We start from the raw sequence: 12,223 nt of genomic DNA, 5'->3' as shown, positions 1-12,223 counted from the left end.
CCGTCTCCCACGCTCAGTCGGTCTTGGTCAAACCGTACCGGTCTCGGGGTGAGCCTTGTGGGTGAACCTCAGTCGGTCCGCGGTTTCGGGTAGAGCGTGATCGTCGTCGACGTCGTGGGCGGCGCCGGTGGCGGGTAGCAGGACGTTGAGCTGGTCGAAGGCGGCTGCGACGAGGACGGCGTGTCGAGCGACTTGACCCCGCGCGGCGTCGACTCCGTGGTCGTCTCGACCTCGGAGGTGGCCGGGCCCGACGACTTGCCGACCGGTTCCGCGCGTTCGGTCGCCGGTTCGCGCCGCTGCTCGGTGGCCGGCGGCGGGGCGGACGACGTCCTGCGCACCGTCTCGCCAGCGGGACGGTTCCCGACGGGCACGACCACGTTCTCGCGGTGCTGCTGGGGCTGGTGCTGCTGGGGTGCGGGCGGGACCTGGACGAGCTCCTGGCTGTGGCCGCTGGTCGTGCCGGAGGGCAGCGACTGGACCACCGGGTTCTGGTCGGGCTGCAGCAGCGCCGTGCCCGGCCCGTCCGAGAACACCGTGGCCACCGTCCCGACCAGCCCGATCGTGGCGATCGACGCGGCGGCGACGGCCAGCTTCGCCTTGCCGAGCAGCACCTTGCCGGCGAACGCCAGCCCGAGCGTGGACGGCACGACCAGGAACGCCGCGTTGGCCCGCAGCGTCGCGCAGACCTCGTTGAGCTCGGCGTGCAGCTGTGAGCAGGACGAACAGGTGTCCAGGTGGGCGCGGATCCGGCGTTCCTCGACGCCCTGGACCCCGCCGGCGGTGAACGTGCCGAGCTTGGCCCTGATCGCCGCACACGACGACCGCCCGTCGTCCACGGCGAGGTGAGCCTGCAGGTAGGCCGCGCGCAGCCCCTCGCGCGCACGCCGCGCCAACGCCGACATGGCGTTCGGCGACAGCCCGAAGTGCGGTGCCACGGAGGCGGGGCGCTCGCCTTCCACCTCGACGCGCCACAGCACCACGCGCCAGCGTTCCGGCAGGCTGGAGAACGCGCGGGTGATCAGGTTGTGCTCGGCGCGCCTGGCGGCGTTGTCGGCCACCGGCTCGGTCCGCCTGCTCAGCTCCTCGTCGTCGACCGGGACGTCACGCCGCCGCCCGCTCCACTCCCACGCCACCCGGCGCGCGACGGTCAGCAGGTACGTGCGCACGTGATCGGTGGGACCGCTGCCCCGGCGGATCGCCTGCAGCATGCGGAAGAACGACTCCGCAGTGAGATCGTCGGCCTCGGCCGCCTCGCGGACGTGCCTGAGTGAGAAACGGCGGACCGCGTCCGCGTGCCGGGAGAACAGTTCGCCGTAGGCCGAGTCGTCTCCGTCGCGCACCCTGGCGAGCAGGTCCCGGTCGACCTCGTTCTCGTCGACCATCACATGGCTCAACATGCCACAAGGGGCCAAGCCTGCCCCTGGATGAGAACAGGTCGATACACAAGACCATCCGATCGGTGTGGGCTGATCAGCGCAATGCTTTCGGTGACGAGGCGGTCACAGGTGGGCGTCGGCGGTCGGATCGGGAAGATCCACCGACTACCGTTGGTCCTCGTGGTGGACTGGCGGGAAAGGGCGACGGCACTGGTGCCGGAACTTCGCGATGTCGCCATGACCGAGGAGTGGTCCTGCCACGTCTTCTTCTCCGAGCTGTCGCAGCTGGCGATGGAGGCCCACCGCGAGCAGGACGACGACGTGCTGCGGCGCGCGTACGGGTTCGCCCACTGGTGCTTCCACCAGCCGGAGCAGTTCCTGGAGAACGCGGCGTTGATCAGCTTCTACGAGCACGTGTTCGACGACTGGGACCTCCGCGAGGAGGTCGCGGCCTGGTTACCCGTCGATGTGCTGCCCAAGGTGCGGGCGCTGTGGGAGTGGCGCTGGCCCAAGGAGCAGTTGGACGAGGTAGATCAGCTGCTGGCCGGTTTGGAGCCCCCCGGTCGAGATGCCGTCTGAGGCTGTTGTATAGTTCTTCCCGTAACACAGCAAGACAGGCGGATGTAGCGCAGTTGGTAGCGCATCACCTTGCCAAGGTGAGGGTCGCGAGTTCGAGTCTCGTCATCCGCTCTCCAGAAGGCCGGTGCCCATTGGGCACCGGCCTTCTGCGTTGCTCGGGGAGTTCCCGCCACGTGGTTCCCGGGATGATCGCGGGGCGATCACGTGGAAAGGTGGTCGGTGTTCTCTCGCATCGAACTGACAAGGACCTGGACATCATGGCCATCACTCAGACGGCAAACACGCACTGGGAAGGCTCTCTCGTCGAGGGCAAGGGCAACGTCAGCCTCTCCACGTCGAACAGCGGCAGCTTCGACATCGACTGGAAGGCGCGTGCCGAGGAGGCCGGTGGCAAGACCAGCCCCGAGGAGCTCATCGCGGCGGCCCACTCGGCGTGCTTCTCGATGGCGCTGTCGCACGGCCTGACCGGTGCCGGCACGCCGCCCACCTCCATCGACACCAAGGCCGAGGTCTCGTTCAAGGCGGGCGTCGGCATCACCGGCATCCACCTGACCGTGCGCGCCAACGTGCCCGGCCTGTCCGACGAGGACTTCAAGGCGGCCGCCGAGGGCGCCAAGGCCAACTGCCCGGTCTCCAAGGCGCTCGCGGCCGTCGAGAACATCACGCTGGACGCCGCCCTGGCCTGACGGCAGCGCCGCGGGCCCGTGACCGACCAGGTGCCCGCGGTACCGCACGGGCTGCTCGACCCTTCGCAGGAGCGGTCGAGCAGCTCTCTCGACCGGCTCAATGCCGAACCGTTGCCTCAGCGCACCTGCTGCCGACGGCTTCTGCGGGCACGATGGGCGCGTGGACCGGGACGAAACGCTCGCGCACCTGAGCGACGACGACTGGCGCAGGCCGGACTCGTCGTCCACCCAGCTGTACCGGGACCTCTGCGCGTTGCGGGACCTGCCCGTGCGGGAGCTGACGCCGACGTCGCTGCACCTGCTGGTCACGCACCAGGTGGGGCTCGACGTGACGGCGGTGCTGGCGCTGGAGCACGTGGAGGCCGACCCGTTGCGGTCGGTCGCGCTCTACCCAGGCGACCTGCTCGCCGCCCTGCTGCGGGTGGACCACTCGTTCTGGACGGACCACCCGGCGTTGCTGGAGCGGATGTCCGTGGTGCTGGACCGGCTGCGCACGTTGCCCGACGGCGACTGGCAGCTGCTCGTGACCGCGGCCGACCAGTTCCCCGGTTAGGCGCCCGTTAGGCGTCTCTTTGCCACGGGCTGAGTTCCTGGTGCCATGGCAAAGACCCTCGCAGCGGCCGGTCTCACGCTGGCGTCACTGGCCGCTTCCGCTGTGCTCTTCTCCCCCGTGGCCTCGGCCGAGACGTGCAAGGCCTCCTATTACACCGGCGGCGGCACCACGGCCAGCGGCGAGCGCTTCGACCCGAACAAGCTGACAGGCGCGCACAAAACGTTGCCCTTCGGTACCCGCGTGAAGGTGAAGAACCGCTCCAACAACAAGACCGTGACCATCCGGATCAACGACCGCGGCCCGTTCATCACCGGCCGATGCGTCGACCTGACCCCGCGCGCCTTCAAAGCACTCGCCCCGCTGTCACAGGGCGTGATCAACGTGACGGTGACAAAGGTGTGAACGAGTAGAAAAACCTCGGTTGGCTTGACCCAATTGGGTGGACCCGATAGGCAATCCCAGTGTTGGCGGCGATGAGCGGGCCGGGGAGGCTTGCAACCGGTGCGCTCATCGGCGCCGCCGTGGCGGCGTTTTCGGTGCTCGGACCACTTCTCGGGTCCTTCGCCGCAGGCGAGGCGGAGCGCTCACCGGACGGCACACCGGTCCGCGTTTCGTTGATCAACACGCCGTCGCTCGTGCCGACGCAGACCGAGACACCATCACAGACAGTGTCATCGGCGTCCTCATCCTCGTCCTCGTCGTCATCCGCGTCGTCTTCTTCTTCAAAGACAACGACTACGACCACGACGACTCAGGCCGGCAGCACGACGACGACAACCACGACAACGGCGAAACCGCCCGCGCCCACCACGACGACCCCACGGCCGCGGCCCACTACGACGACCACGACCACACGGCCGTGCGGGATCATTTTCTGCTGAACAACCTCGCTAGGCTCCCGAAAGCGACGCCTGAGGCCAGGTCGTGAGACCGACCGAGCAGCGCCCACCCTTGCCGACCGCTACGCAGCGACGTACAGTATCTTGTACGTCGAAGGGAGGGTGCTAGTGAAGACCATGAGCTACTCCGAGTCTCGTGCGAGGTACGCCGAGACGCTCGACTCCGTGGTGAACGATCGGGAAGAGGTCGTCATCACCCGTGCTGGGCATGAGCCGGTCGTGATCGTGTCACTTGACGACTACCAGTCGCTCAAGGAGACCGCTTACCTCCTTCGCAGTCCGGAGAACGCACGGCGCCTGATCACGTCCATCGAGCGACTGGAGTCCGGCGGCGGATCACAGCACGAACTCGTTGAATGAAGCTGATTTGGGACGAACTCCCCTGGGCTGACTACCTGTGGTGGCAGACCGAGGACCGCAAGGTCCTGAAGAGGATCAACGAACTGATCAAGGACATCCAGCGGAACGGCAACGAGGGCATCGGAAAGCCTGAGCCCCTCAAGCACGGCTTCCAGGGCTACTGGTCACGCCGCATCACCGATGAGCACCGACTGGTCTACAAGATCGCGGATGACGAGATCAGGATCGCTGCTTGTCGGTACCACTACGGCAAGTAGCGTGGAAGCCGTGACGCGCCCGCGCAGACCTCTTCGTAGGTGGGGGTTCGGGGTGTGGCCGCCGGCGTACCCGGCGATGGTGATGTAGACGCCAGGTTTGCCAGAAGGGGCGGCCGGGTGATGCTGTGAGCAGCTAGGTCTTCGTCGACCGAAAAACGCCATGGGACGAACCCGACCTAGGTGGCCTGCACGACTTCACGCACGACGGGTACCGGAACCGGCCTGGGGGTGGCGGGTTTGCGCACCACCGAGCGCAGGCGCATGGTCGGCTTCTCCACCAGGTGCCACGAGGCCAGCCCGATGGCGTAGGCCAGGGGCATCGCGAGGAACGCCATCGCCCACTTGTCGACGATGCCCAGGTACGCGAGCACCTGCTGGATCAGGAAGCCGTACAGGTAGACGCCGTAGGAGCAGCTGATCCAGTCCTTGTTCCGCACCGCGAGGCGGCGCGGCCACCGCACGGCCAGCACGAGGGCGGCGTAGGCGATGGTGACGGTCGTCAGGAAGGCGCCGATCTGGGTGTCGTTGATCGCGAGCTGGAGCAGGAACGCGGCCACCGCGGCGGTCGGCGACAGCGGGATCCTGCCCCGGTAGGCGTAGAGGACCACGCCGATCACGAACGCCACCAGGAACTGGGCGGAGCTGCCGAGGTTCAGCTGCAGCCACGAGGGGCTGTCCGAGTCCGGGAGGGCGTTGACCCTGCGGTCGACGGCCACCACGACGATCAGCAACAGCACCGTCACGAACGGCCAACGTTTGATCACCGATGTGACGCCGAGAATCAACACGATCACGTAACCGACCAGCTCGATCGGCAGTGTCCAGATGGAACCGTTCACGGACCACGGATACGGGTTGTGATCGAAAACGCCGGGCAGCAGGTGCTGCAGGTTCATCACCGTCGCGTTGTTGAGGACATAACCCCAAGTCTGCGACGCGTTGAAGTAGTAGCCGAGTGGCCAGGTGGTGACCAGCGGCCCGACCACCAGTGCGGCGATCATCGACATGACGATCAGCGGCGGCAGGATGCGCAACAGCCGTTTGAACGCGAATCGCCCGATCGACGGGTCGCTCGTCCACGAACCCGCGATTTGATAGCCGCTGAGCACGAAGAACGCGGTCAGGCCCATGTGCGCGGGAACGAAGCTCCAGCCCGGATACATGATCGACTCACCCGACAGCGGCGCGCTGTGGCAGAAAACGACCCACAACGCGGCGATCAAGCGGACCCACGTGAAGCCCTGGGTGAAGGCACGCGCAGGGCGCCCGGCCGACGCCAGTCCGCCAGTCGGTGCATCTGAAACAGCCATACGCCCCCCAATCGCTACGAGACGATAACTGCATCGGTGGTCGATCAGGATCGATTCGTGAGGAACAACTACCCTCAGCCCAAAGTCTCTCGTTAGCAGGTGCGACAATGACGCGGTTTCATGATGAACGCGTCAGCAGGGGGCTACTGTGAGTTGGCAGGACGAGCTGCAGAAGCTCGACGCTGAGTTGGCGAGCGGGCGCGTGTCCGCTGATGAGTACCGCCAGCGCCGCGACGCGATATTGGCGGGCAACACCGGTGGCGGCCCGGCCGCACCCGCCGGTGGCTCGTTCCCCCCGCCGGTCCGCTGGCAGGCAGTGCCGCCGCCGGAGCCGGAGAAGACGCAGTACATCGCGCCGGTGCAGCCGCCGGTCCAGGCCCAGCCCCAGCAGAACGCGGACAAGACGCAGGTCGTGTCCGTCAACGGTGGCGGTCCCGCCCAACCGAACCCGGACGCGACCCAGGTCGTGCCCGGCAGTGGCGGGTTCCCGCAGCCGAACTACGGCGGTGGCCAGTTCCCGCAGGCCGCCGGCTGGCAGCAGAGCGGACCGAGCAACGCCGCGCCCCCGCCGTGGGTGACCGACCAGGAGTCGTACTCGGCGCCGTCGTGGAACCAGGGCCCCGAGGTCTTCGACTCGGCCGCTGAGTCGTCAGGCAAGGGCAAGAAGATCGCGGGCATCGTGATCGTCCTGCTGCTCGTCGTGGGCCTCGGCGTCGCGGGCTTCTTCTTCTTCACCGGCAAGAAGAACGACGAGGCGCAGCCGCCGCCCGAGCAGATCTCCACGCCGGCCACGCCGACGACGAAGCCCCTCCAGGACCCGCCGTCGCAGAAGCCGGACGCCGGCGCCTCCGCCGACTCGATCTACGGCCCGCTGCCCGGCACCGAGCGTCCCGGCGGTGGCCAGTTCGACCTCGCGAAGATGGCCGCCCAGAAGCTGATGGTCGGCAAGACGACCGAGGCGCTGACCGCGGGTGCGATGACCGAGGCGACGCTGTCCACGTCGGTCGACGGCAAGAACACCATCAGCATCATGGCGATGACGGTGAGCGACCAGACGGCCGCCGGCAAGGTCGCCACCGCGTACTACCAGGACATGACCGCGCTCAAGGAGAACAAGGACCTCTCCTACAAGGGCGTCAAGGTGCTGGCGGACACCGGCAAGAAGGTCTTCCGCGCGGCGTACGTCTACTACAACAAGATGATCGTCGTCGAGGTGTTCACCTCGGACACCGGCGACGGTGCGGAGAAGCAGTTCAAGGAAATCCTGAAGAACCAGCTCGAGTTCGCACCCCCGACGGCCAGGTGACCCGGTGATCAACGCGTCGCACCCCAACGGGCACTTCTACTCCCCCGTCACCGATCCCGCCGAAGTCGCCATGCAGGCACACCGCCTGTGGCCGGCTCAGCCGGAGGTGCTGGGCATCGACTTCAACGACGAGATGCACGAGCACGTGCTGACCGAGCTCTTCCCCAAGTACTTCGGGTCGTACGACTACCCGGAGGAGCTGGAGGAGACGCCGGAGCTCACCGACTTCTACACGCAGAACTCGCAGTTCAGCTGGCTCGACTGCCGCAGCCTGTTCGTGCTGCTGCGGCACTGGCGGCCGAAGCGGATGATCGAGGTCGGTTCCGGTTTCTCGTCGCTGCTGGTCGCGGACGTCAACCGGCGCTTCCTCGACGGGTCGCTCGACTTCACCTGCGTCGAGCCGTACCCGAGGGCGTTCCTCAACGACGGCCTCGACGGCATCTCGCGGCTGCTCCAGGCGAAGGTGCAGGACGTGCCGCTCAGCGTGTTCGAGGAGCTGGGCGAGGGCGATGTCCTGTTCATCGACTCCTCGCACGTGGCGAAGACCGGTAGCGACGTGAACTACCTGTACTTCGAGGTGATCCCACGCCTGCGGCCGGGCGTGAAGATCCACATCCACGACATCTTCCTGCCGAACGAGTACCCGCGGGACTGGGTGATCACCGAGAACCGCAGCTGGAACGAGCAGTACCTCGTGCGGGCGTTCCTGATGTACAACAAGGACTTCCGCGTCCTGTACGGCTCGGCCTACGCGCACCACCGCTTCCCGAACCTGGTCGCGGACGCGCTCGGACTGCCGGGTCGCCGGTCGTTCGGCGGCGGCAGCCTCTGGCTCGAACGCGTTTCCTGATCTCACGACGACAAGGGGCCCCGAGGCGAGCTGCCTCGGGGCCCCTTTCGCGCAACCGGTTACTTCATCAGGCCTTCCAGCACGCTGCGGGCGACCTGCGGACCGAACTGGGCCGCGATCTTCTCCTTGGCCGAGCGCGACAGCCGGTACCAGAGGTCGTCGTCGCGCAGCAGCCGCACGATGCCGTTCGCGATCTCCTCCGCGGAGTCGCCGACGAGCACGTCCTGCTCCGGCGTGAGGTGCATGCCTTCCAGGGCAAGGGTTGTGGCCACGACCGGGATGCCCTCGCTGACGCTCTGCCCGATCTTGCCCTTCACGCCGGCGCCGTACCGCAGTGGTGCCACGGTGATCCGTGCCCGCGCGTAGACGGGTGCGAGGTCGTCGACGAACCCGACGACGTCCACACCGGCGTCCTCGTCGTGCAGCTCCAGCACGTCCGGCGTCGGATTGGAGCCGACGAGCCGCACCACCGCGTCCGGGATCTGCTTGCGCACCAACGGCATGATGGACTTGGCGAGCCATTGCGCCGCGTCCTGGTTCGGCACGTGGTCGTACCCGCCCACGAACACGACGTCGGTGCGACCGTCCACAGAGGCCGGTGTCCAGTCGACGGCGTGCACGTTCGAGAGCACCCGCACGTCGGCGGTGGGCACCAGCTGCCAGAGCAGATCCTGCTCGGCCTCCGACACCACGAAGGTCACGTCGGTGGCCCGCACCAGGCCCAGCTCCAGCTCACGTGAGGCGTCGGCCTTGCGCCGCAGCCCGAGTGCCGCCTCCTGGCCCTCCTCGCGCTCCACCAGCGCCGCCTGCCGCTCCAGGCGGAGGAAGTGCAGGTCGACGGTGTCGTAGGCGATGACGCACTGCGGCGCCCGCGTGCGCAGCTCTTCGAGCATGATCCAGGCGACGTTCGGCCGGGACAGCAACGCGAACGACAGCTCGCCGGCCGCCTCGCGCAGGAACTCCCACTGCCGCACGTGCTGGGTCAGCACGGTGACGCCGAGCTGGCGCAGCTCGTCGGCGTCCGGCTGGTGCTCGGCACCGTTGGCGGGGAAGAACACGACCCGGCAACCGAGGCCGACGAGCTCCTCCAGGATCGCGCGCATCCGCACGGACCCGGAGTCCATCCTGGTCAGCGGCACCTGGTGGTCCATGACCAGCACCAGCGGACCGCCGCGGTCGAACGGGTCGCGCTGGCGGGCGAGCCACAGGTTGGCCTCGCTCGGCCCCGGCAGCTGGCGGCTGAGCGCGTCGGCCCACTTCTCCGCGAACACCGTGCGGTTGAGCTCCTGGTGCCGCTTCACCCCGCTGCTGACGTCCTTGCCGTGCGAGATGCCCTCGTGGTGCACGACCACGGCCTTGGGCTGCACGACCACGCGGTGCCCGGAGGCCCTGATCGCGAACGCGAGGTCCGTGTCCTCGTAGTACGCGGGCGCGTACCGGGTGTCGAAGCCGCCGATGCGCTCGAAGAGGTCGCGGCGCACCAGGATCGCCGCGCCGGAGCAGTAGTCGACGTCGCGCACGACGTTGACGGCCTGGTCGTTCGGGTCGCCGTTGCGCCCGTAGTTCCAGCCGGTCGCGTCCGACCAGATGATGCCGCCGGCCTCCTGGAGCGTGCCGTCCGGGTAGACCAGCTTGGCGCCGACCAGTCCGATGCGGTCGTCGGAGTTGGCGGTCTCGACCAGCGCCTCCAGCCAGCCGGGCGTCACCTCGGTGTCGTTGTTGAGGAACAGCAACAGCTCGGAGCGGGCCTTCTCGGCGCCGAGGTTGCAGGCGCCGATGAACCCGAGGTTGCGCGGCGTGCGCACCAGCTGGACGCCGGTGCAGGCGGCCAGCTTGTCCGCGCTGTCGTCCGGCGAGGCGTCGTCGACCACGATGACCTCGAACGGCACCGTCGAGTGCACGCTCTCGATGCTGAGCAGGCACTGGCGCGTGTAGGACCACTTGCCGTGCACGGGGATGACAATGCTGACCAACGGCTTGTCGCTGGTGTGGACGGCGACGGGCGTGCGCGGTTCCTCCGGCGTGGCCGGCACGGTCCCCGGCTGCCGCCCGAGCGCCCGCTCGTAGGTGTCGCGCAACGTGCTGCCGCGCGGTGCCACCTTCTCCACGACGCTGCGGTACTTGCCGAGCGCCTTCTGCACGGCCGCGTTCTGCTCGTTCACCTGCTGCTGGAGCCGTTGCACCTCGGACTCCGCCCGTGCCGCGCGCTGTTCGAGCGCGCCGGCGGAGTCCTGCAACCAGTCGATGACGGCCGCCGACCGCTCGGCGTTGCGCCGTGCCTGGTGGAGCTCGCCGGAGAGCCGCTCGCGTTCGACGTGCGAGTCCCGCACGGTCTCCAGCGCGGCGAGCTTCTCGCGCTCCTGCTCCTGGCGGTACTTCTCCAGCGTGCTGATCGTCGCCTTGAGCTGCTCGACCTCCGACCGGCTGTCCTCGTAGAGACCGCGCAGCTGGGCGACGTTCTGCTGCACCAGCGTGAGGGCGGGGTCGAGCATGACCGCCGCGGCCGGCAGCTGCGGCAGCTTGTTCTGGGAGGCGACCGCGAACAGGTAGGTGTGCGGCAGGCCGTTCTCCACCGACCACTGGTCGCCGTGTGACCGGGCAGTGTGGGTGGCGACGGTGCCCTTGGCGGGGCTGGTCGAGGTGATGACCGAGCCGACCGCCACGTTCTGGTGGAACATCGCGACGTTCGCGAAGTCGGCCCTCAGGAGGCCGGCGAACTCCTGCTCGGTGAGCTCCTTGAGGTGGAACTCGTTGCAGTTGTGGTGCTGGTGGCTGTAGACCTCGGTGTCCGGCGTGCTCATCAGCACCAGGCCGCCGGGTGCCAGGCGGGCGCGGATCAGGGCCATCAGGCCGGCGTGGTCGGTGACGTGCTCGATGGCCTCGAAGCAGGTGATGACGTCGAACGGGGGCGCGTCGGCCAGCAGCGTGGGGTCGGTGATGGAGCCGACCGCGAAGCTCAGGGTGGGGCTGCCGTAGTTGTGCCGCGCGTGTTCGACGGACGGTGCGTCGATGTCGACGCCCACGACCTCGGCCGCGGTCTGCGCCAGCATCGCCGAGCCGTAGCCCTCACCGCTGGCGAGGTCGAGCACCCGCTTGCCGGCCACGAGGTCCCTGGCGATCGCGTAGCGGTGGTAGTGCTCGTACACGACCTGCGTGTCCTCGGTCCACGGAACGCACCGCTCGCCAGTCCACTCAATCCGCCGGTCCAACTCGAAGTCCACGACCGGTGATTCTGCCCGACGCCCGACCTGCGGCGTGGCGGGTACGTACAACCTCCGGCGAGTGCTAGACGTCTTCTACTTGTGCAAGTCACCACTCGGAGGCGCACATGTGGATCACCGTGACGTTAGTCACAACAGGTGGATTGGCGTTCCTGACGCGAACCGTGACGGCCGTCCTGGCCGTTTCCAGTCGTGAGAAGGGCGGCGATTACACTAAGCCACAAACGTCCGCCAGTTGAGATACTCGTTCGGACTACGGCTTACGGACGAACGTTGACTTACCGTACGATCCTTTCGGGTCGTATGACTGAACGGTCGCCCTAAGGGGACCTCACAGGGGTAGGTGCGCCATGGACCACGCACTGAGCAAGGTCATCGAGCTGCGCGAGAACGGGTTTCAGTTCCTCCACCTGAGGGACGACGCCGGGCAGCTCGACCGCATCATGGCGTTCAAACAGCGCAGAGGCTTCATCGACTCCATCCTCTTCTGGTCGGAGACCGAGGCCCGCGCCGGGCGGTTGCCCGCGGTGCGCGACTCCGCCAGGCCCGCGCAGGCCGTCTGGATCTACGAGGGGCCCTTGATCGAGGCCGTGGACCGGTTGCTCGACCTGCCGGAGCCCGGTGCGCGCAACGCGCCGTCGTTGATGAAGGCGACCGCTTCCGACCTGGCCGTCGTGACGACGCTGCCGTTCAAGCTGAAGCTGCCGCCAGGCGCCATCGCCTGACGTATTTGTTGCTCGTTCCCGAAGTCGCCGCACATTGTGGCGACTTCGAACGCTGCACCGAATAGCCCACCGACGGGTGAAGAACTTCCCTCTCCTGAGTT

General features: G+C 67.7%; 13 protein-coding genes, 1 tRNA gene and 1 pseudogene. 11 read left to right on the top strand and 4 right to left on the bottom strand.

The window, feature by feature from the left end; genetic code table 11:
* Positions 1 to 68 precede the first annotated feature (68 nt).
* Positions 69 to 1,397, bottom strand: coding sequence for a sigma-70 family RNA polymerase sigma factor (locus tag ADL03_RS04700; RefSeq protein ID WP_053732116.1), 1,329 nt, complete (start codon positions 1,395 to 1,397; stop codon positions 69 to 71).
* Positions 1,398 to 1,556: 159 nt separating this feature from the next.
* Here ADL03_RS04700 and ADL03_RS04695 point away from each other — a divergent pair, with 159 nt between their 5' ends.
* From ADL03_RS04695 to ADL03_RS04660, 8 genes are all read left to right on the top strand, one after another.
* On the top strand, positions 1,557 to 1,955 hold the full coding sequence (locus ADL03_RS04695) for a hypothetical protein (RefSeq protein ID WP_053732165.1): 399 nt from the start codon (positions 1,557 to 1,559) through the stop codon (positions 1,953 to 1,955).
* A 38-nt stretch (positions 1,956 to 1,993) separates the two neighbouring features.
* Positions 1,994 to 2,066: transfer RNA gene (locus ADL03_RS04690), tRNA-Gly, on the top strand.
* A gap of 146 nt (positions 2,067 to 2,212) precedes the next feature.
* The gene (locus ADL03_RS04685) at positions 2,213 to 2,641 is read left to right on the top strand and encodes an OsmC family peroxiredoxin (RefSeq protein WP_053732164.1); all 429 of its coding nucleotides are present in this window, start codon (positions 2,213 to 2,215) and stop codon (positions 2,639 to 2,641) included.
* Between the two features lie 160 nt (positions 2,642 to 2,801).
* Positions 2,802 to 3,194, top strand: coding sequence for a contact-dependent growth inhibition system immunity protein (locus ADL03_RS04680; protein ID WP_053732115.1), 393 nt, complete (start codon positions 2,802 to 2,804; stop codon positions 3,192 to 3,194).
* A gap of 117 nt (positions 3,195 to 3,311) precedes the next feature.
* The gene (locus ADL03_RS04675; RefSeq protein WP_053732163.1) at positions 3,312 to 3,596 is read left to right on the top strand and encodes a septal ring lytic transglycosylase RlpA family protein; all 285 of its coding nucleotides are present in this window, start codon (positions 3,312 to 3,314) and stop codon (positions 3,594 to 3,596) included.
* A gap of 37 nt (positions 3,597 to 3,633) precedes the next feature.
* Entirely contained in the window at positions 3,634 to 4,122 is a 489-nt protein-coding gene (locus ADL03_RS04670; RefSeq protein ID WP_053732114.1) for a hypothetical protein, read from the top strand.
* 79 nt (positions 4,123 to 4,201) lie between these two features.
* Positions 4,202 to 4,453: a type II toxin-antitoxin system Phd/YefM family antitoxin gene (locus tag ADL03_RS04665; protein WP_053732162.1), complete on the top strand. Its 252-nt coding sequence runs from the start codon at positions 4,202 to 4,204 to the stop codon at positions 4,451 to 4,453.
* Positions 4,450 to 4,710, top strand: a complete 261-nt coding sequence (locus tag ADL03_RS04660; RefSeq protein ID WP_053732113.1) for a Txe/YoeB family addiction module toxin — start codon at positions 4,450 to 4,452, stop codon at positions 4,708 to 4,710. Before ADL03_RS04665 ends, ADL03_RS04660 begins: the two co-directional genes overlap by 4 nt.
* 17 nt (positions 4,711 to 4,727) lie before the next feature.
* Here ADL03_RS04660 and ADL03_RS50665 read toward each other — a convergent pair.
* Together ADL03_RS50665 and ADL03_RS04655 are read right to left on the bottom strand one after the other, a co-directional pair.
* Positions 4,728 to 4,806 (bottom strand): annotated as a pseudogene (locus ADL03_RS50665) (peptide-methionine (S)-S-oxide reductase); the annotation flags it as partial.
* An 80-nt stretch (positions 4,807 to 4,886) separates the two neighbouring features.
* Positions 4,887 to 6,020: an acyltransferase gene (locus ADL03_RS04655; protein WP_082372878.1), complete on the bottom strand. Its 1,134-nt coding sequence runs from the start codon at positions 6,018 to 6,020 to the stop codon at positions 4,887 to 4,889.
* Positions 6,021 to 6,168: 148 nt separating this feature from the next.
* On the opposite strand from ADL03_RS04655, the gene ADL03_RS04650 reads away from it, so the two are divergent.
* Complete coding sequence (locus ADL03_RS04650; RefSeq protein ID WP_053732111.1) at positions 6,169 to 7,326, top strand: hypothetical protein; 1,158 nt, start codon at positions 6,169 to 6,171, stop codon at positions 7,324 to 7,326.
* A 4-nt stretch (positions 7,327 to 7,330) separates the two neighbouring features.
* Positions 7,331 to 8,176 carry a class I SAM-dependent methyltransferase gene (locus tag ADL03_RS04645; RefSeq protein ID WP_053732110.1) on the top strand — a complete coding sequence of 282 codons (846 nt, stop codon included), beginning with the start codon at positions 7,331 to 7,333 and terminating at the stop codon, positions 8,174 to 8,176.
* A gap of 59 nt (positions 8,177 to 8,235) precedes the next feature.
* Here ADL03_RS04645 and ADL03_RS04640 read toward each other — a convergent pair whose 3' ends face one another.
* Entirely contained in the window at positions 8,236 to 11,397 is a 3,162-nt protein-coding gene (locus ADL03_RS04640; RefSeq protein WP_053732109.1) for a glycosyltransferase, read from the bottom strand.
* A gap of 350 nt (positions 11,398 to 11,747) precedes the next feature.
* Here ADL03_RS04640 and ADL03_RS04635 point away from each other — a divergent pair, with 350 nt between their 5' ends.
* On the top strand, positions 11,748 to 12,122 hold the full coding sequence (locus ADL03_RS04635; RefSeq protein WP_053732108.1) for a hypothetical protein: 375 nt from the start codon (positions 11,748 to 11,750) through the stop codon (positions 12,120 to 12,122).
* Positions 12,123 to 12,223 lie beyond the last annotated feature (101 nt).

It is taken from the genome of Nocardia sp. NRRL S-836, assembly GCF_001279525.1.
GTDB lineage: Bacteria > Actinomycetota > Actinomycetes > Mycobacteriales > Pseudonocardiaceae > Lentzea.
The sequence above is the reverse complement of the archived record's forward strand: the minus strand, read 5'-3'. Positions and strand labels throughout refer to the sequence as shown.

What these genes read in the sequence shown, in the direction of transcription:
- ADL03_RS04700 (WP_053732116.1), bottom strand. Translation starts at nt 1,397, where the DNA reads ATGTTGAGCCATGTGATGGTCGACGAGAACGAGGTCGACCGGGACCTG.
- ADL03_RS04685 (WP_053732164.1), top strand. Translation starts at nt 2,213, where the DNA reads ATGGCCATCACTCAGACGGCAAACACGCACTGGGAAGGCTCTCTCGTC.
- ADL03_RS04660 (WP_053732113.1), top strand. Translation starts at nt 4,450, where the DNA reads ATGAAGCTGATTTGGGACGAACTCCCCTGGGCTGACTACCTGTGGTGG.
- ADL03_RS04655 (WP_082372878.1), bottom strand. Translation starts at nt 6,020, where the DNA reads ATGGCTGTTTCAGATGCACCGACTGGCGGACTGGCGTCGGCCGGGCGC.
- ADL03_RS04635 (WP_053732108.1), top strand. Translation starts at nt 11,748, where the DNA reads ATGGACCACGCACTGAGCAAGGTCATCGAGCTGCGCGAGAACGGGTTT.